Below are 20,102 nucleotides of genomic sequence, written 5' to 3'. Positions count from 1 at the left end.
TACGTAATTGAATACGGTTTGTATTTGTATAGTGTTTAATAATGATATTAAAATGTGTAATATTTTCTATATATAATAGTAGGAAGTTATCAATGATTTTTTGTGATTTCTCAAAAGCAAGACACCGTGAAACAAAATAATTTTAATAATGATAAGCTAGAAACCTTGTGTAGTAAGGGTTCTAGCTATTTTTTTATGCTTAATTTTATCGAGTGAATCTGGTTTGTTAAAGTTTTTTAAATAATATTAAAATCTATAAAATGATAATATTATTTATTTGAAAAATGTATGTTAAACTGAAATGGGTATGTAATTTACCCAATAAGGTAAGGTTGAATGTTAGAATAACCATAGAAGAGATTGAAATAACACTAAAAAATATATGATTTTTATGTGGATTATAAGCCTAATTTTTTTGATTTTAGGGTAGATGGCTTTGTTAAAAAGTCATTATCTAATTGGCACTGTTGTTATAATAAGTAATAGTTACTTGTTAAAAACTTTATATGATTTGAAGAAAGAAATAGAATAGTTAGATGACTAATTAATTTATGTTAAAAAGAAAAATAGTTTTATTTTTAGTAATGGTAGAAAAAGTAATTCTTTCATAAGTAGCTACTCCTTTCAATATTTGCTTAACTTAAAGATATAATAGGATACTTATCTTAAAATTAACTAAAATAAAAAGTAGAAAAGCAGTCTTTTATGATCTACTTTCCTACTTTCTTTGGTTAGTACATGATTTCATGTGAGTGAACATGTTGTTCACTTCTAGCAAAATGGGATACCTCTCTTAATAAAGGTAGTAATGTTGAGCTGTTTTTAATGTAGGGTAATTTATTCACTTTTCCATCTTGCATCGTTAAAATTAAGTACCCACCTCTAAATAAATCATTTTTTTATTTGATAAAGATCATAGGTATCATTTTTTTTAAAGATGATACCAGAGTTGTGTGTTAACATAAGCTTATTAATTTCATAACTTGTGACATAATTTTTTAAAATAAAATACATTGCAATAGGTATTCAGACTAAAGAAATGATAAGAGGGGGCAATATGACACATACAAAAATTTTCGGCCTCCAATCTTTTTCAAAATTAAATTTAGCTCATTTTTTTGATAATTTGTTCTTTGGTTTCTTTATATTCTTTTTCATTTTTGAATTTGACATTTTCGGCCTCCAATACACTAAACTTTAGTTGTTATTTTAATAAAATAAAAAGATATCTTTTTGGTTAATCGATTTTGTGTTATGATTTAGTAAAATGTTCATTATTGGAGGTAATCATGAAAAAATATTATTTAATGATTGTGTTATTTGGGTTATTTCTTTTAGCAGGATGTGGTAATAAAGCAATAGGAGATAAAGCATTATATGGTGAAGTTAAAAGTGCCTTAACTAGTAAAATAGATTCATATGATAATGAGAAGAAAAAAGAAGTGAAAGAGGACTATGGTTTAGATAAAAAATCACTCGATGAATTACCTTTGGCTATTTATAATATAAAAGGTCGTTATGTTGGAGTAATTAAGTTAGATTCTAATGATGAGTACTTTTACTATAGTGTTAAAAAGAAAAAAATTGTGACAAAAATTGATGAAACTATTTTGCCAAAAGACTTGAAATCTTTCACACCAATCTATAGCCAAAATAATTTTAATTGACAATGTCCGTTAAATTCCCTAAAATAATGGAAATACACATAAATGGGGGAATTTTATGAAAAAAATTATAGGGATTTCAGCTAATGAAGTGGTTGATGCAGGAGAAGTATTGCATCATTTACCAATTTCATATTTACCGGCGGGCTATGTTCGTGCAGTTCAAGAAGTCGGAGGAACCCCCCTTGTTTTACCAATCAGTCAACCTAAAGAAGCTAAAACCTATATTGATTTGGTTGATAAATTAATTTTGACTGGAGGACAAAATGTATCGCCATCGCTTTATTCCTCTAATCAATCGAGCGAGGCACTTTCCTTATTAGAAAGAGATTTATTTGAAATAGCTCTTATTGAAGAAGCCATTAAGCAGAAAAAACCTATTTTTGGTGTGTGCCGTGGCATGCAGTTATTGAATGTCTACTTAGGAGGAACCCTACATCAAGATTTAAGTTTGCGTCAACCAGAACGTATAAAACACATGCAGTCTCCTATTGAGCGATGGGTTGCCACGCATGATATCTTCTTTGAGAAGGATAGTATTTTAACACAAATTTATGGAAGCAGAACAACGGTTAATTCTTTTCATTTTCAAAGCGTTGATCAATTGGGTACTGATTTAAAAGTGACAGCCAAAAGTGATGATCATATTATCGAATCCATTGAATCTTCAACAGATAAACATCGTATCTTAGGTGTGCAATGGCATCCAGATTTTTCATATAATGTAAATGATAAAGAAAAAGGTGTGTTTGATTTTATTGTAAATTCATTTTAAGTTTATTTTACTTTTATTGGTTGACAAGTAGCATTTTTTTTTTTAAACTAATAAAGGAATAAATCGTACAGATAACACAAGATTAACTTGTGTCGAGAGAGAGGCGAAATTTATCTTTAAGGATAAGTTTCGCTTTTTTTATGGAAAAATGGAGGGAAACTTATGTCAGAAAAAAAATTTCATGTTAATTTAGCTGTATTAGCGACAGGTATGATGGCTTTTTCGGGGGTATTAATAGAAACAGCAATGAACGTTACCTTTCCAACGTTAATGGAGACTTTTAATATTTCAACATCACAAGTACAATGGGTGACAACCATTTATCTGTTGATGATCTCAATTGTTGTACCACTATCATCTTATTTAATTAAAAATATTAGTCGTCGTAAGTTGTTTACGGTTTCAAGTCTATTGTTTTTAGTTGGTGTTGTGGTTGATGCTTTTGCTGGTGGATTTATCATGTTGCTCGTTGGGCGAGTACTTCAAGGGATTGCAACAGGGATCGCATTGCCATTAATGTTTAATATCATTTTAACAAAGGTTCCAATGGAAAAAAGAGGAATGATGATAGGAATTGGTAATTTAACAACATCAATTGCCCCAGCGATGGGACCGACATATGGTGGAGTCCTAACAACAACACTGGATTGGACCTATATTTATAAATTATTAATTCCTGTTTTAATTGTGTCAACTTTAGTTGGGTTATATGCTATTCCAGAAGAAGAAATATCAGTGAGTGATTCAATTAATGCTAAAGCCGTTCTTTATTTATCCGTGATGTTTACTGGATTATTGATGTTCTTTAGTTATTTAGAACAACCATTAGGATGGGTAGCATTAGTAGTTGGATTAATTAGTGCATGGTTATTTTATAAAACAAATAAACAAAAAACATTGCTTAATTTAGTTGTTTTTAAAAATGCATGGTTTACTATTTACTTGATGTCATTCTTGGTTTATCAAATTCTTTTACTCGGTGTATCGTTTGTTTTACCAAACTTTATTCAAATCGTTCAAGGGGTTCCAGCTTCTAATGCAGGGATGATGATGTTTCCAGGAGCGTTAGTCGGGGCATTGTTTGCTCCAGTATCTGGTAAAATTTTAGATAAATTAGGGTTTAAAAAGCCAATAGGTGTGGGAATTTTATTTGCAATTTTAGGTTGGTTAATGTTAATTATGGTCATTCAAACGGGAAACATTGCATTAATTATTTTATCTCATGTCACTTTTATGATTGGTGTTGGGTTGTCTTATAGTAATGTCATGACAGTTGGATTATCTTCTATAAAAGAAAACTTACAAGATGATGGGAATGCTGTTTTTAGTACATTACAACAATTTATGGGAGCTATTTCCACCTCATTTGTTGCCATTGTGGTTGGGTTATTCCAATCAGGGAAAAGCGATTTTATTCAAGGAACAAGTACTGGATCGAAAGTAGCCTTAATTTCTCTATTTGTTTTGTTACTTATCAGTAGTTTCTTTGTTATTAAGACATTTAAAGATAAACAAAACCTCTAATAATTTTTAGAGGTTTTTTTAACCGATATTTAATATAAAATGTGAGTTTATTATATAGATTAACTATAGCGAGTATCGTATGATATGGGTGAGGTGATTAGAAAAATGGCTTTAATAAGAAAAAAATTTTATGATGACATGACAAAAACAGAAGCTAAATTGTATGAACAATACAAACAACAAATGAAAATGGATCACCTGAAAAAAATAAAAAAAGAATTAAAAGAAATTGAGAAATCAATACAGTCTATTCAACTTGATATGATAGATAAAAAATAGGATAAATTAGTAATTATTTAAGTTATGTTTAAAGAGTAAAATTTTTTGATAAAATAAATAATAAATGAACGATGTGCTTTCATTTAGAGGTCATTGGAGTATAATGTATATGCATAAATGAAAGGGTGAATATAATTTCGATGAAGGTTGACTGGAAACGAAACATGTATATTGCATGGATTGGTTGTTTCTTTACAGGCGCAAGTTATAGTTTAGTGATGCCGTTTATTTCAATATACATTGAACAATTAGGTGCACCTAGTAATAAGGTGGAATTTTATGCAGGATTATCTATTAGTTTAACGGCGTTATCGGCTGCAATGGTTGCTCCATTGTGGGGGAGTCTAGCAGATAGAAAAGGGCGTAAGTTAATGATGATAAGAGCTGCAGCAGGAATGACCATTACAATGGGCTCATTGGCGTTTGTTCCAAATGTTTTTTGGTTGTTATTTATGAGGTTTTGTAATGGCTTATTATCTGGTTATGTTCCAAATGCTACGGCAATGATTGCATCCCAAGCACCAAAGGACAAAAATGGTATGGCTTTGGGAACTCTTGCCACTGGTGCTGTAGCAGGTAGTTTGATTGGCCCATCACTTGGTGGGTTATTAGCACAAACAGTAGGGATAAAAAATGTTTTCTTAGTAACAGGGAGTATTTTATTTATTACGACTTTATTAACCATCTTTTTTATTCATGAAGACTTTGAGCCAGTTGAAAAAAAAGACATGGTATCTACCAAAGAAGTTTTTAAAAGTATTAAGCACCCTAAAGTATTAATTGGTTTATTTATTACAACCGCTATTATTCAAATAGGGATGACAAGTATCAGTCCTATTTTAACACTATATGTCAGAGAACTTGGTGGAAAGACGGATAATATTTTATTTGTTAGTGGTTTAATTGTATCTGTAGCAGGTGTATCTGAATTTTTCTCGGCACCATTTTTAGGGAAATTAGGAGATAGAATTGGGAGTCAATATGTGTTGTTAGGTGGATTGATCTTATCATTTTTATTTATTTTTCCTATGTCACTTGTTCAGTCGCCCTTTCAGTTAGGCGTGTGTCGTTTTCTGTTAGGATTTTCAACAGGTGCATTGATGCCGTCAGTGAATACCTTAATCAGTAAGATTACACCAATGAATGGAGTTGGGCGTATCTTTAGTTTTAACCAAATGTTTACAAGTATGGGACAAGTTGCAGGACCAATGGTTGGTTCCTTTGTTGCTAATGGATTTGGTTATCGTTCGGTCTTTATTGCAACAAGTTTATTGATTTTAATGAATATTACGATTAGTTTTTTTAATTTTAAGCATCAATTATCAATACGTGAGTTGATTAATGAATTTAAGCGTTAAATAAAAAACATGTAAGAGAAAAATTCTCCTACATGTTTTTATTTTTTAGATTTTTTTGTATTACTTGGCGCTGCCGCTTCACCAATAAGCATAACAATGGCACAAGCAATTAAAGATACAATCACAGTTCCAGTGAAGTTATAATCAGTCACACCATGAAGTGCGCCACCAATATAACTAACCACTTGTCCTAATAAAATTGCCCAGATAAAAACAACAATTCTTCCCATGTTTAATGCACCTCTTTTCAAGAATTAGTTTACCAATCTTTACTTTAAAAGTAAAGGATTCCTAGAGTAGTTTATGAAGAGAGATTGGATTATTATGGTATACTAAAATAAGAAAATTAATGGAGGGGTTTCATGAATTTGGGACAGTTACAAGTTAGAACAGAGTATTCATTATTATCTAGTACCAATCGCATTGAAGAACTCGTGTATGAAGCTAAAAATCGTGGCTATACAAGTTTAGCGATAACAGATATTGATACCCTTCATGGTGTCGTCATATTTTATCAAGAATGTTTAAAACAACACATCAAACCTATTATTGGAATGACGTTAACCTATAGAACAACAGAAGAAACGGAAGCAGAGATCATACTTCTAGCTAAAAATCTGTCTGGATATCATCATTTAATGAAAATTGCAACAAAAAAGTCGATGACTGAAAGGCAAGAATCCTTTTCGTTAGGGGATGTATTTCATGATTTAAATGACTTAATCGCTATCCTACCTTGGCAAAAGAATGAGTTATACCAATTGCAACGAGCGACAAGCAGTGAGCAAATGGAGAAAAGAACCATAGAATTACTAGACATATTAAAGCAATGTGATGTTTATGGTGGTATAAATGTTTCACGAGCGAAAGAGGAAGAACGAGATTTTTGGGGTTATTATTATAAAAAATATAACCTTCCGCCAGTTGCTTTACAAGATGTTCGGTATTTAAATCCTAGTGATGATTTCTCTGTCGCAGTGTTAGAACACATTGATAGCGGAGAGCTGATATCGCTTGATTTTGAACAATTATCTGGTGATTATTATTTACCTCAAGTAGTAGATTTTACTAAATGGTATCATGAAAAAAATTTAGATGAAGCTTTGTCAAATATTGAAAAGATTGTGTCATCCATTGATTTACAAATCCCACTACAACAAACATTATTGCCAAGCTTTCCAGTTCCAAATAATGAACAGGCTGATACCTATTTGCATAGATTATGTCAAGAGGGATTATCATTTCGCTTAAATGGTCAAGTGAACGAAACGTATCAAGCACGTTTGAATATGGAGTTAGACGTCATTCATGAGATGGGATACGATGATTATTTTTTAATCGTGTGGGACGTGATGAAATATGCTAGAGATCATCATATCGTGACTGCTTGTCGTGGATCAGCTGCAGGGTCTCTTGTGTCTTATGTATTACAAATAACAAATGTTGATCCAATTCAGTATCAGTTATTATTTGAACGATTTTTAAACAAAGAACGTTACACCATGCCTGACATTGATATGGACATACCTGATAACAGACGGGAAGAATTACTTCAATATGTTAACCATAAATACGGTGAAAATCGTGTCGCGCAAATTGCAACGTTTGGAACCTTAGCAGCAAAAATGGCTGTCAGAGATGTTAGTCGCGTGTTTGGTTTGTCACAAAATGAAGCGAATAAATGGGCAAATGCCATTCCAAAAGATTTAAAGATTACATTAAGTGAAGCGTATGATAAATCGAAAACATTACGCGAATTAGTAGGTCATTCTTACAAAAATAAATTACTTTTTGATACAGCAAAACGGATTGAAGGATTACCTAGACATGTATCAACTCATGCTGCTGGTGTTGTGATTAGTGATCAAGATTTAACAAATCTAATTCCATTGCAAGAAGGAAACAATGGTATTCCATTAACGCAATTTGCTATGGGAGAAGTAGAAGAAATTGGTTTATTAAAAATGGATTTTCTAGGATTGAGAAATTTATCCATTATTGGAAATGCCTTGTCATCTATCGAATATCAGACAGGCAAGCACTTTTCTTTAGAAGATATTCCTTTAGATGATGACAAAACGTTGGAACTATTTAGACAAGGAAATACTGTTGGCGTGTTTCAATTTGAATCAAAAGGAATTAAGAATGTCCTGCGTAAATTAGGACCAACATCTATTGAAGATATTGCTTCAGTGAATGCCCTCTATCGTCCTGGACCAATGGAAAACATTGATACGTTTGTTAAGAGAAAAAAAGGTATTGAAGCAATCCATTACCCGCATGATAGCTTGAAAGACATATTAGGCTATACATATGGTGTGATTGTTTACCAAGAGCAGGTTATGCAAGTTGCTTCAAAGATGGCAGGATTTAGTTTAGGAGAAGCAGACATTCTACGTCGAGCGATTAGTAAAAAGAGCAAAGAAGTACTTGATACCGAGAGAGAGCATTTTATCAATGGGGCATTGGGCCAAGGCTATACAAAAGAAGTTGCGATGCAAGTCTATGATTACATTGAACGTTTTGCTAATTATGGGTTTAATCGGTCTCATGCGGTAGTTTATTCAGTTATTGCCTATCAGATGGCTTATTTAAAAGTTCATTATCCAACCGCATTTTTCCAAGCTATTTTGCATTCAGTAAAAAATAATCCAGCAAAAATGAATGAATACATCGTAGAAGCAAAAGAGGCAGGTTTAGTCATTATTCCGCCAGATATTAATAAAAGTGAATACAGTTTTACCTTTTATAAAGGGTCAATCATCTATGGTTTTTCTTCAGTTAAAGGAATTCGTAAAGATTTCATTCAACACATGTTGACAGTAAGAAAAGAAGGTGGCCCGTTTAAATCATTAGAAAATTTTTTAATTCGTTTAAGTGGAAAATGGTTAAAGAAAGCGAATATTTTACCATTAATCTATATTGGGGCATTTGACAGATTGCATCAAAATCGTAAACAATTAATGATTGACCTAGATAGTATGATACAAAATATTGAATACAGTGGTGGTAGCGTAGATTTATTAGATATGTTAACCTTGAAGAAAGAAACGTGTGAAGATTTTACAATTGAAGAAAAATTAGAGCAAGAAGTTGACTATTTAGGAACCTATGTGTCTGCTCATCCGGTTGATTTTTATACAAGTAAATTAGTTAATCTTCCTATAGTGAAAGCTAAAGATTTGTTGGCAAATCAAGAAGTGACAGTATTATTTTATTCATCTAATATTAAAAAGATACGTACCAAAAAAGGTGAATCCATGGCATTTTTAGAAGGAACTGATCAAACTGGAAAATTATCTGTTACATTGTTTCCGACTATTTATCGAAGTGTACAATCTATCCTTAGTGAACATGAGGTGTATGTTGTTCGTGGTAAGGTAGAAAAAAGTAAGTACAATCAAGAATTGCAAATTATAGCCAATACAGTTGAATTAGCTAAGGATATGGAAGGCGTTATGAAATGTTTCATAAATATAACACCTGAAAATGACAAAAATCAATTGTTAGCAGATTTACAAAGTGTGTTATTATCACATCATGGTGAAAATCCTGTTATTTTAGTATTTCGTCATAAAGGGCAAAACACCTTGCTAAACCAAGCATATTGGGTAGATAATACACCAAGCTTAATAAAGGAAGTCCATTCTTTATTAGGTGAAGGAATGATCATATTTAAGTAACCTGTTTCTTAAAAAAACATTAGAAGAAAAAATGTATTTTCAATTTTTTTTCAATTTTTATAGGATAGGCGAAGACATTTCATAAAAATAATGGTAGAATAGTCTTTGGATTTAAGTATTTTTTACATAATGAAAAATACAAAAGTAAGTACAACTTAGTAAAGGTGGTTATGACTATGAAACGCATCGCTATTTTGACGAGTGGTGGAGATGCACCTGGTATGAATGCAGCTATTCGTGCGGTAACACGTAAAGCCATTCATGAAGGTATGGAAGTTTATGGTATAAACTATGGATTTGCTGGTTTAGTCGCTGGTGATATTCGTAAATTAGATGTTCCAGATGTGGGGGATATCATCCAACGTGGAGGAACTGTGTTGTATTCAGCACGTTATCCAGAATTTTCAACAGAAGAAGGTCAGCTTAAAGGAATTGAACAATTAAATAAATTCGGTATTGAAGGTTTAGTTGTTATTGGTGGTGACGGAAGTTATCATGGTGCTTTGGCATTAACAAAACGTGGATTCCCAGCAGTTGGTATTCCAGGAACAATTGACAACGATATTCCAATGACTGATTACACTATTGGATTTGATACAGCTATTAACACTGTATTAGATGCAATGGATAAAATACGTGACACTGCAACATCTCACGTACGTACATTTATTATTGAAGTAATGGGTCGTGATGCTGGTGATATCGCTTTATGGGCAGGAGTTGCCGGTGGAGCAGATGATATTATTATCCCAGAACATGATTTTGATATGGCACAAGTTGCTAAAAAAATTCGTGAAGGTCGTGACCGCGGTAAAAAACATTGTTTAATTGTTTTAGCTGAAGGTGTTATGTCTGGTCATAAATTTGCAGATCAATTAGCAGAGTATGGTGATTTTCATGCACGTGTTTCTGTGTTGGGACATGTTGTTCGTGGAGGATCTCCATCAGCACGTGACCGTGTGCTAGCAAGTAAATTTGGAAGCTTTGCTGTGGATTTACTTAAAGACGGTCAAGGTGGACTATGTATTGGTTCATTAAATAATGAAGTTGTGGCAAATGACATTGTGGCAACATTAGAAGAAAAGAAACATCAGCCAGATTTGAGTTTGTATGATCTAAATCATCAAATCTCATTCTAATATAAATAAAAAATACTAAGGAGCGTTTTTTACATGAAAAAAACAAAAATTGTTTGTACAATCGGTCCAGCAAGTGAATCTGTAGACACATTAGTTGAATTAATGAACTCAGGGATGAATGTTGCTCGTTTAAATTTCTCACATGGAGACTTTGAAGAACATGGAGCACGTATTAAAAACATTCGTGAAGCGGCAAAAATTACTGGTAAAACAATTGCACTTTTACTAGATACAAAAGGTCCAGAAATTCGTACTCATAATATGAAAGATGGCATTGTTGAATTAACTACTGGGGATATTGTTCGCATTGCAATGAGCGAAGTGGAAGGAACAAAAGAAAAATTTTCAATTACATACCCAGGTTTAATTGATGATGTTCATGTAGGAAGCCACATCCTTTTAGATGATGGATTAATTGACTTAGAAGTTATTGAAATTGACTCAGTTAATAAAGAAATTGTAACAAAAGTATTAAATGAAGGTGTATTGAAAAATAAAAAAGGTGTGAACGTACCAAATGTAAGTATTAACTTACCTGGTATCACTGAAAAAGATGCGGCTGATATTCGTTTTGGTATTGAAAATGATGTTGACTTCATCGCAGCAAGTTTCGTTCGTCGCCCAAGTGACGTATTAGAAATCACAAAAATTTTAGAACAAGAAAATGCGACTCATATTCAAATTATTTCTAAAATCGAAAACCAAGAAGGTATTGATAACTTAGATGATATCTTAAAAGTATCTAATGGATTGATGATTGCTCGTGGTGACATGGGTGTTGAAATTCCAACAGAAAATGTACCAGTTGTTCAAAAAGAAATGATTAGAAAATGTAATGCTTTAGGTAAACCAGTTGTTACAGCAACACAAATGTTAGACTCTATGCAAAAAAATCCTCGTCCAACACGTGCAGAAGCAAGTGACGTGGCGAATGCAATTTATGATGGAACTGACGCTGTTATGTTATCTGGAGAAACAGCTGCTGGAGAATACCCAATTGAAGCAGTTAAAACAATGAGAAATATTGCAGTACGTACAGAAGCTGATTTAACAGATCGTGATGCTTATGCTCTTAAATTACATAGAAAAACTGATATGACTGAATCAATTGGTCAAGCAGTTGGACATACAGCGAAAAACTTAGATATCCAAACAATTGTAGCGGCAACTCAATCTGGACATACTGCACGTATGATCTCTAAATATCGTCCAAAAGCTCATATTGTAGCGGCAACATTTACTGACCGTGTTGCTAGAAGTTTAGCATTAAACTGGGGTGTATTCCCAACTGTTACAACTAAACCAGATTCAACTGATGATATGTTTGGTTTAGCAACTAAAATTGCTAAAGAAACTGGATTCTCTAAAGAAGGAGATTTGATTATCATTACTGCTGGTGCTCCTATTGGTGAAAAAGGAACAACTAACTTAATGAAAATTCAGTTAATTGGTTCTAAATTATGTGATGGACAAGGAATTGGTGATACAGCCGTTTCTGCTAAAGCAGTTGTAGCAACTTCAGCTCAAGAAGCAAATGATTCTATGGAAGAAGATGCTATCTTAGTTGTAAAAACAACTGATAAAGATTATATGCCAGCAATTAAAAAAGCTTCAGCTCTTATCGTTGAAGAAGGTGGATTAACAAGCCATGCAGCAGTTGTGGCAATTGCGGAAAATATTCCAGTTGTTGTTGGAGTTGAAAATGCAACATCACTTATCTCAAGCGGTACTGTGTTAACAGTTGATTCACGCCAAGGATTTATCTATGAAGGCGAAACAACTATTTAATGAGTAAATGATGATTGTTTAACAAAATAAGGGTGGGAGTGGTTAGCTCCTGCTCTTTATTTGTCTATGTGTATAAAAAGCGGGTTAAAAAAATATTTTTAAATAACTATGGCTTTTTTTTAAAGTGGTGTGTAGAATGGTCTAGATTAGACTTTTAGAAGGGAGAAAACATATGACAAATAAAAAAAATATGATGTATCTGGCCATTTCAAATCTATTTTTAGTGTTTTTAGGAGCTGGCTTAGTTATTCCAGTTATGCCAATGTTAAAGGAAGATATGCATTTATCTGGCTCAACAATGGGATTGATGATTTCTGTTTTTGCTGTTTTACAGTTAATTGTGTCACCTATTGCTGGTAGTTTATCAGATAAAGTCGGTCGAAAATTAATTATTGCAACTGGCATGTTAATTTTTGCAGTATCTGAATTAATTTTTGGTTTAGGTCAAGTTGTTAGTTGGTTGTACATCTCTCGTGGACTTGGTGGGATTGCTGCGGCATTAATCATGCCATCTGTTACCGCGTATGTAGCAGACGTCACAACATTTGAAGAACGTCCAAAAGCTATGGGGTTAGTATCTGCCGCCATTAGTGGTGGATTTATTATTGGTCCTGGAGTTGGTGGATTTCTAGCTCATTTTGGAATGCGAGTGCCTTTTTTTGCGGCAGCTATCTTATCTTTTATCGGGTTTATTATGACAATGTTAATTTTAAAAGAGCCTGAGAAGCAATTAGTGCATGGTCAAGTTGCAGAAAAAGGTTCTGTTATGGATATTTTAAAAGATCCCATTTTTACATTTCCGTTTATCGTGATTTTAATTTCATCATTTGGTTTACAATCATTTGAGTCCATCTATAGTATTATGGCAACAATCAATTTTAATTTTAGTACATCAGAAATTGCTGCGATTATTACAGTTAGTGGAGTATTAGCCTTAATTTGTCAGGTCGTTTTCTTTGATGGCATTATCAAGAAAATTGGTGAGGTCGGATTAATTCGAGTGTCATTTTTTGCGAGCGCTATATTCGTTGGTGTTATAGCTTTCACCGATAGTAAATGGGTTGTTGTATTATCAACTTTTGTTGTGTTTTTAGCGTTTGATTTATTGCGACCAGGTATTACAACCTACCTATCTAAACATGCAGGAGATAGACAAGGGACAGTGAATGGATTAAATTCAACCTTTACAAGTTTTGGAAATATATTAGGGCCAATGGCTTCAGGGATGTTATTTGATATCAATCATTTTTATCCATATTATGTTTCAGCTATTGTTTTATTAATAACTAGCTTTTTATCATTAATGTGGAAAAAAGAGTTACCACAAAAATAAAGGGATAATTGAGTATTGACTCAGTTATCTCTTTTGTTATGTATGTTATAGCATATGATGAAATCAAATAGTTCATGGTAGGGGTTATTTACTCTATTACAGTATTAATAAACAGATTAAATCGATTCGATAAAAAGTTTGATTGGAATTTTTAATAAACTAATGAATAAATTATGATATAATGTGAGAACAACGAAAGGATGAACAGAATACATGAAAGAATTAATAGGTAGTGTGTGGAGCGGATTAATTATTGATGAAAACGATCAGTTGTTTTTTGTGCAAAAAAATGGTGTGACATTTCATTTAAATAAATCTGAAGGCGAGTTTAAAATAGGAGACATAGTAGAAGGGTTTGGATATGAAAATCAAAAACATGATCGAATTTTTACGACTAATATTCCAGACATTCAACAACATAAATTTGGATTTGCTGAAGTAGTTGATTCAAGACGTGACTTAGGCGTGTTTGTTGATATTGGATTGCCAGATAAAGAAGTCGTGGTGTCGCTTGATGAATTACCAGAGATGAAACCATTATGGCCTAAAAAAGGCGATAAATTATTAGTGAGATTATCAGTTGATGAAAAAGCAAGACTTTGGGCTAATTTAGCAGATGATATGACATTTTTAGCTATGTCAAAAGCAGCGGACGAAGAAACAATGAAAAATAAAAATATTACTGGTGTTGTGTATCGCTTAAAAATGGTGGGAACGTTTGTCTTTACAGATGAACATTATGTGGCCTTTATCCATCCATCTGAGAGATACGAAGAACCTAGACTTGGACAAATTGTTGAAGGCCGAGTGATTGGTGTTCGTCCAGATGGTATGCTAAACATGTCACTAAAACCTCGTGCGTATGAAGTTATTTCTGATGATGCACAAATGATTTTAACGTTTTTAGAACGTTCTAAAGATGGAATGATTCCGTTTAGCGATAAATCAACACCAGAGGAAATCAAACAAACTTTTGCTATCAGTAAAGGTCAATTTAAGCGAGCGTTAGGCTCATTGATGAAAGAAAAAAGAATTACTCAAAAAGATGGTAAGACATACCTAATAAAAGATGAATCATCTAATTGAGAATAGGTTGATTTTGTACATTAGATAAATTATAATTTATATAAGGTCATTGAGTTTTTAAATGATAATAATTATAAATAAGGATGTGCAAGCTACTATGGAACAGCAAAGCCTTGCGTTACAACGGATAAAAGATCAATTGCATGAAGCAAACTATAAACTAACACCACAGCGTGAGGCCACAGTACAAGTGTTGTTAGAAAATGAGAAAGATCATTTATCGGCTGAAGAAATCTATATGCTCGTGAAATTAAAAACACCAGATATTGGGTTAGCGACTGTTTACCGTACGCTTGAAATGTTGACAGAATTAAGTATTTTAGATAAAGTGAATTTTAATGATGGCCTAGCAAGGTATGATATGCGAAAAGAAGGTGCTAAACATTTTCATCATCATCTTCTTTGTTTAGAATGTGGAAATATCGATGAAATTGAAGAAGACTTATTAGGTGAGGTTGAAAAGATAGTCGAAAATCATTACTTTTTTAAAGTAACAGATCATCGCCTAACATTTCATGGTATCTGTCAGGCTTGCCAAGAAAAAAACAAGTGATTCTAATAAATAGATCACTTGTTTTTTTATTCTATATAAAGTGGTGGGTGTTCCCTTCTTAAAAAATCCTCTCTGTTAGGTACATAGAGAAATTTAAAATTGTCTGCATCAATATGAATCGATGGGTTAACTAAATAATTTTCTTTTTCAAAAAAAATAATTTGCTCACTGACCAGTCCTCTGACTAACTCAAACTCTATTGGTAAAATAATTTGTTTTGATAGTTTTTTGGTTGTTCTGTTTATTAGATTAAGTTTCACCATAATAACAGGATTTAATGGCCTCTTTTCATAGAAAATTCGTTTAGATTGTTTGTATTCTGGATTGTTTTTGTTGATGATTGGGCAGGTTGCTGTAGTAAGTGATTGGTTTTCTAAGATGATATTGAGATCGTCTCTTGTGGCACTTGTTAACGCAATAAGTTCAAACTCTTGGTTTAATAAACGTTTTACCTTAGCATCTTTACTGAAAAACTCTTGTTTAGCAAGTTCAGATAAATGTTCATCGATTCTTTGACCAACGTATTTTTCTGCCTCTTGACATTCTTTTATAAATGATTGGTAGATAGGCATCGATATAAAGAAAAATCCCATAATAGAAAAAAAGATTAGGAATATCGGAGCAGACCACCAAGGAACTGGAAATTCAACCATAACAAACATTGTGAGAATGAGAGAAACAGGTATGAAAAAAATTAATGACAGATAAAAATATGTTTTTTTATGTTGATAAATAAGTTCAAATTCATCTGTATAATTTTGACTATTTATTTTTAAAAAATCTAATAGTTCAATGTTTTTATATGTTTCTTTCTTTGGAAACACATCTGTTCCTCCTTCCATTTGACCAATATGTTTATTGTATAATTTAACGATTGAAATGTCTATGTAAAATAAAAAAATTCGCATGATATTTTAAAGATAGTATTTGCCATTAAAAACTGTTAAAATGATTACTATTGACTGGAGGCTTGTTATGAAAACATACATTGAAGAGTATTTACATTTTTTAAAAATTGAACGTGGCTTGTCACAAAATACCATCGTGAGTTATCAACGGGATTTAAACCAGTATCAAGCATACTTAATTGAAAAAAATATTTCTTCAATAGATGAGGTTGATCGGTTTGTGATTATGGATTTTTTGACTTATTTAAAAGAGTCTGGAAAGTCATCTACGACAATCATTCGCATGGTTTCAAGTTTGAGAAAATTTCATCAATTTCTTCGTCAAGAACGCTATACTGAATCAGATCCTATGCAATATATTGATACACCGAAAAAAAGACAAACGTTGCCTAAAACATTATCCATAGAAGAAGTCGAAAAAATTATAGAATCTCCTGATACGACAACGATATTAGGCATAAGAGACAGAGCAATTTTGGAAGTGATGTATGCGACTGGTCTTCGTGTAACCGAGTTGATCACATTAAAATTGAGTGATTTGCATTTATCTATCGGGTTGTTAAAAACGTTAGGAAAAGGGGATAAAGAGCGAATTGTTCCTTTAGGGGATCAAGCAATTCATTGGATTAATAGGTATTTAGAGGAATCTAGACCTGAGCTTTCAATTAAAAATAAAACAGATATTTCAAATGATTTTTTATTTTTAAATTATCAAGGGAAAGGTTTTTCAAGACAAGGTATTTGGAAAAATTTAAAAGTCTACGTGAGTCAGGCAGGTATTACTAAAGATGTAACACCACACACGTTACGTCATAGTTTTGCTACTCATCTATTAGAAAATGGAGCTGATTTACGTATTGTTCAGGAATTATTGGGACATGCAGATATTTCAACCACACAAATTTATACACATATTAGTAAACAACGTTTGGCAGACGTGTATAAAGAGCACTTTCCAAGAGCGTGAGGGGACAAAATGGAAGAATTACAGGTAAAATTGGATATTTTTGAAGGGCCACTTGATTTGCTGCTTCATTTGATTAAAACTTTGGAAATAGATATTTATGATATTCCAATTGCTGAGATTACAGAGCAATATATGACATACATTCAAACGATGCGTACGCTTGATTTGGAGATTGCAGGGGAATTTTTAGTAATGGCAGCTACTTTGATGTCGATAAAAAGTAAGATGTTATTACCGCAAGAAGTCATAGAGCTAGCTGAAGATAATGAATTCGAAGCAGTTGATCCAAGAGAGGCATTGGTTCAGCAATTACTTGATTATAAGAAATTTAAGTATGTTGCCACTGTGCTTAAAGAAATGGAAACAGAACGTGGTGATTATTTTACGAAAGAAGCCACTGATTTATCCATGTATCAAAAAGAAGCAGTGCCACTTGAACCAAATGAAATAACAACCATTGATTTATTTTTAGCGATACATGATGTGATGATGCGAGCTAAAGAGATGGAACCACTTGAGACAAATATAGTCATGGAAGATTATACAATTGATGATCGAATTGGTTTTGTGATGTCTAAGGTAGAGAAGTTATCTAGTGGAGAGTCTGTGTTATTTACAGATTTATTTACTCATTATATACGCTCAGAAATTGTCATGACGTTTTTAGCTATATTAGAGTTAATAAAAAATAGAGAGTTGGTTGTGAAACAATCAAGTAGCGATGATATGATTAAGATTTATAAAAAAGAAGGTACAACAGATGTTAGTTCAGAAAATTGAAGCATTATTATTTGTTTCAGGTGAAGAAGGCATTCGTATTAGTGAATTAAGCCATATAACACAAGAAACAACAGCAGACGTTTATCAAGCTGTAGAAAAATTAAAAGAAAAATATGATATAGATACTAGTAGTGCCTTGACTATTTTAGAAATTGGCGACCGATTTATGATGACAACTAAAAAGAAAATGGCAGAATTATTAAAACATTACGCACAGTCATCTGTTAATCAAAAATTATCAAAAATAGCTTTAGAAACGTTAGCTATTATTGCTTATAAGCAACCCATTACTCGTTCAGAAATTGAACAGATTAGAGGGGTTCAAAGTTCTGGTTCAATCCAACGATTAGTACATAAACAGTTGATTGAAGAAAAGGGACGAGTAGAAGGTCCTGGACGAGCAATTTTATACGGAACAACGGCTTACTTTTTTGATTATTTTGGATTAAAAAGTATGGATGATTTACCAGATATTCATGAGTTGGATGGAGAATTAGATGAAGATAATGAGTCAACCAATTTATTTTTTGACCGATTTAAAGAGCAATTTGATGAGAAGAAAGAAGAGTGAAAAGAATGGAACGATTACAAAAAGTGATGGCACATTGTGGTGTGGCTTCAAGAAGGAAATCAGAAGAATTAATCCAAGCAGGGCGTGTGACAGTTAATGGAAAGAAAGTAACAGAATTAGGTGTTAAAGTGAACCCATCTGATAAAATTGAAGTTGATGGAGTTCCAATTTATCAAGAACAGCCAGTTTATTATTTATTTTACAAACCAAAAAATGTCATTTCAGCTGTTTCAGATGATAAAGATCGTCCAGTCGTTAATGACTACTTTACCAGAGTACCTGAACGTATTTTCCCAGTGGGACGTCTAGATTATGATACATCTGGTTTATTATTAATGACTAATGATGGCGAGTTTGCCAATTTATTGACTCATCCAAAACATGAGATTGATAAAGTTTACGTAGCAAAAGTAAAAGGTATTGCAACAAAAGAGGCGTTAAAACCATTACGTAATGGTATTCGTATTGAAGGGCGAAAAACGGCACCAGCTAGATTTAAAGTGCTATCAACTGATCATAGAAAAGGAACGTCAGTCGTGGAATTGATTATTCATGAAGGCCGTAATCATCAAGTGAAGAATATGTTGTCTGTTGTTGGATTTCCAGTAATGAAATTGAAACGTGAAAAAGTTGGAACTCTTGATTTAATTGGGTTAAATCCTGGCGATTACAGAGAATTAACTAAAAAAGAAGTGAGTCAGTTATATGTTTTAGCTAATAAAGAGTAAGTTTTTATTGATTTTTTAAATAAATAGGATATAATAAAATTATAAAAATATTAAAGGTCGTCTTCACGGGCAGGGTGTAATTCCCGACCGGTGGTTAAAGTCCACGAACCATTTATCTTATGATGAATGGCCGATTTGGTGAAATTCCAATACCGACAGTTAGAGTCTGGAGTAAAGAAGATAGGGCTTATTTGAGTATACAATCAAGTAAACCACTGTTTTTTTGCGCGCGTAAACGGCAAGAAAGCAGTTTTTTTGTGTACTTGATCCAAGTCTTTTCCGGGGATGGTCCTGAATAGGGGGATTTTCTTATGAACACAGGTAAGACAGAAAAAATGGTGACATTATCACTATTAGCAGGGATTGCGTATCTTTTAATGTTTCTTGAGATACCAATTTTACCAGTATTTGGTTGGTTAAAATTAGATTTTAGCGATATACCTATTTTAATTGGCACTTTTTTATATGGCCCAATTAGTGGTATTTTGGTTGCATTTATTCGTTCGACATTAAATTTTGTGACAAGCGGTGGGAATCTTGGTGCGTTAATCGGAAATGGTGCAGGATTCTTAGCAACAGTATGTTATTTGTTACCAATTTATAGTTTAATGAAAAAACAACATACAAATAAAAATTTAGTTAAAGGCATTATTTATGCCACAGTTTCAATGACAATTTTCATGAGTGTAGCAAATTATTTTGTTATTACACCATTTTATTTAAATGTACTGGGAATGGATTTTGGTATGTCTATTGCAACCATGATTCTTTACGGAATTATACCATTTAACCTAATTAAAGGAACAGCAGTTGGGGTGGCATTCTTTGTTGTTTACAAAAAAGTCATACCAGTACTTGAAAAAAGACTCGCAAAAAAAGTTAGAAATTAAGTTATTAAACAGCCAGATGATGGTTGTTTTTTTGTTATCGTTAAAATAGTTTATAAGAAAATATAAAAATTAGACA

General features: G+C 32.6%; 18 protein-coding genes and 1 riboswitch. Of the genes, 16 read left to right on the top strand and 2 right to left on the bottom strand.

Features of this window, described 5'->3' with window-relative positions; all coding sequences use genetic code 11:
* Positions 1-1,289 precede the first annotated feature (1,289 nt).
* The 5 genes from G314FT_RS08660 (at position 1,290) to G314FT_RS08640 (ending at position 5,600) form a co-directional block, all read left to right on the top strand.
* Positions 1,290-1,667, top strand: a complete 378-nt coding sequence (locus G314FT_RS08660) for a hypothetical protein (RefSeq protein ID WP_257700615.1) — start codon at positions 1,290-1,292, stop codon at positions 1,665-1,667.
* A gap of 55 nt (positions 1,668-1,722) precedes the next feature.
* Positions 1,723-2,439: a gamma-glutamyl-gamma-aminobutyrate hydrolase family protein gene (locus tag G314FT_RS08655; protein ID WP_257700614.1), complete on the top strand. Its 717-nt coding sequence runs from the start codon at positions 1,723-1,725 to the stop codon at positions 2,437-2,439.
* Between the two features lie 162 nt (positions 2,440-2,601).
* The gene (locus G314FT_RS08650; RefSeq protein WP_257700613.1) at positions 2,602-3,963 is read left to right on the top strand and encodes an MFS transporter; all 1,362 of its coding nucleotides are present in this window, start codon (positions 2,602-2,604) and stop codon (positions 3,961-3,963) included.
* Positions 3,964-4,068: 105 nt separating this feature from the next.
* Positions 4,069-4,242 (top strand): hypothetical protein, encoded by a 174-nt coding sequence (locus tag G314FT_RS08645; protein ID WP_257700612.1) that lies wholly within the window; start codon positions 4,069-4,071, stop codon positions 4,240-4,242.
* A 140-nt stretch (positions 4,243-4,382) separates the two neighbouring features.
* Positions 4,383-5,600 carry a multidrug efflux MFS transporter gene (locus tag G314FT_RS08640; protein ID WP_257700611.1) on the top strand — a complete coding sequence of 406 codons (1,218 nt, stop codon included), beginning with the start codon at positions 4,383-4,385 and terminating at the stop codon, positions 5,598-5,600.
* Between the two features lie 38 nt (positions 5,601-5,638).
* Here G314FT_RS08640 and G314FT_RS08635 read toward each other — a convergent pair whose 3' ends face one another.
* Entirely contained in the window at positions 5,639-5,830 is a 192-nt protein-coding gene (locus tag G314FT_RS08635) for a YjzD family protein (protein WP_257700610.1), read from the bottom strand.
* Positions 5,831-5,962: 132 nt separating this feature from the next.
* On the opposite strand from G314FT_RS08635, the gene dnaE reads away from it, so the two are divergent.
* The 6 genes from dnaE to fur all read left to right on the top strand — a co-directional run bounded on the left by dnaE (position 5,963) and on the right by fur (position 15,182).
* Positions 5,963-9,283 (top strand): DNA polymerase III subunit alpha, encoded by a 3,321-nt coding sequence (gene dnaE, locus G314FT_RS08630; RefSeq protein WP_257700608.1) that lies wholly within the window; start codon positions 5,963-5,965, stop codon positions 9,281-9,283.
* Between the two features lie 176 nt (positions 9,284-9,459).
* The gene (gene pfkA / locus G314FT_RS08625; RefSeq protein WP_257700601.1) at positions 9,460-10,422 is read left to right on the top strand and encodes a 6-phosphofructokinase; all 963 of its coding nucleotides are present in this window, start codon (positions 9,460-9,462) and stop codon (positions 10,420-10,422) included.
* A gap of 33 nt (positions 10,423-10,455) precedes the next feature.
* Positions 10,456-12,210, top strand: a complete 1,755-nt coding sequence (gene pyk, locus G314FT_RS08620; RefSeq protein WP_257700600.1) for a pyruvate kinase — start codon at positions 10,456-10,458, stop codon at positions 12,208-12,210.
* 172 nt (positions 12,211-12,382) lie between these two features.
* The gene (locus G314FT_RS08615; protein ID WP_257700599.1) at positions 12,383-13,543 is read left to right on the top strand and encodes an MFS transporter; all 1,161 of its coding nucleotides are present in this window, start codon (positions 12,383-12,385) and stop codon (positions 13,541-13,543) included.
* A gap of 213 nt (positions 13,544-13,756) precedes the next feature.
* On the top strand, positions 13,757-14,629 hold the full coding sequence (locus G314FT_RS08610) for a CvfB family protein (RefSeq protein ID WP_257700598.1): 873 nt from the start codon (positions 13,757-13,759) through the stop codon (positions 14,627-14,629).
* 97 nt (positions 14,630-14,726) lie between these two features.
* Positions 14,727-15,182, top strand: coding sequence for a ferric iron uptake transcriptional regulator (gene fur / locus G314FT_RS08605; RefSeq protein WP_257700597.1), 456 nt, complete (start codon positions 14,727-14,729; stop codon positions 15,180-15,182).
* Between the two features lie 26 nt (positions 15,183-15,208).
* Here fur and G314FT_RS08600 read toward each other — a convergent pair whose 3' ends face one another.
* The gene (locus G314FT_RS08600; RefSeq protein ID WP_257700595.1) at positions 15,209-16,006 is read right to left on the bottom strand and encodes a hypothetical protein; all 798 of its coding nucleotides are present in this window, start codon (positions 16,004-16,006) and stop codon (positions 15,209-15,211) included.
* 151 nt (positions 16,007-16,157) lie between these two features.
* On the opposite strand from G314FT_RS08600, the gene xerD reads away from it, so the two are divergent.
* The 5 genes from xerD (at position 16,158) to G314FT_RS08575 (ending at position 20,026) form a co-directional block, all read left to right on the top strand.
* Complete coding sequence (xerD, locus tag G314FT_RS08595) at positions 16,158-17,057, top strand: site-specific tyrosine recombinase XerD (RefSeq protein WP_257700593.1); 900 nt, start codon at positions 16,158-16,160, stop codon at positions 17,055-17,057.
* Positions 17,058-17,066: 9 nt separating this feature from the next.
* Positions 17,067-17,837, top strand: coding sequence for a segregation/condensation protein A (locus tag G314FT_RS08590; protein ID WP_257700592.1), 771 nt, complete (start codon positions 17,067-17,069; stop codon positions 17,835-17,837).
* Positions 17,818-18,408, top strand: a complete 591-nt coding sequence (gene scpB / locus G314FT_RS08585) for an SMC-Scp complex subunit ScpB (protein WP_257700591.1) — start codon at positions 17,818-17,820, stop codon at positions 18,406-18,408. The genes G314FT_RS08590 and scpB overlap by 20 nt, the downstream gene beginning before the upstream one ends.
* A gap of 5 nt (positions 18,409-18,413) precedes the next feature.
* Positions 18,414-19,136, top strand: coding sequence for a pseudouridine synthase (locus G314FT_RS08580; protein WP_257700590.1), 723 nt, complete (start codon positions 18,414-18,416; stop codon positions 19,134-19,136).
* A 55-nt stretch (positions 19,137-19,191) separates the two neighbouring features.
* Positions 19,192-19,322, top strand: a riboswitch (FMN riboswitch).
* A gap of 125 nt (positions 19,323-19,447) precedes the next feature.
* Positions 19,448-20,026, top strand: a complete 579-nt coding sequence (locus G314FT_RS08575) for an ECF transporter S component (protein WP_257700588.1) — start codon at positions 19,448-19,450, stop codon at positions 20,024-20,026.
* The last annotated feature ends 76 nt before the right edge of the window (positions 20,027-20,102 follow it).

The organism is Vagococcus luciliae (genome assembly GCF_024637875.1).
GTDB lineage: Bacteria > Bacillota > Bacilli > Lactobacillales > Vagococcaceae > Vagococcus > Vagococcus luciliae.
Note: the sequence above shows the minus strand (reverse complement) of the source record. Positions and strands in the feature narration are given on the sequence as shown.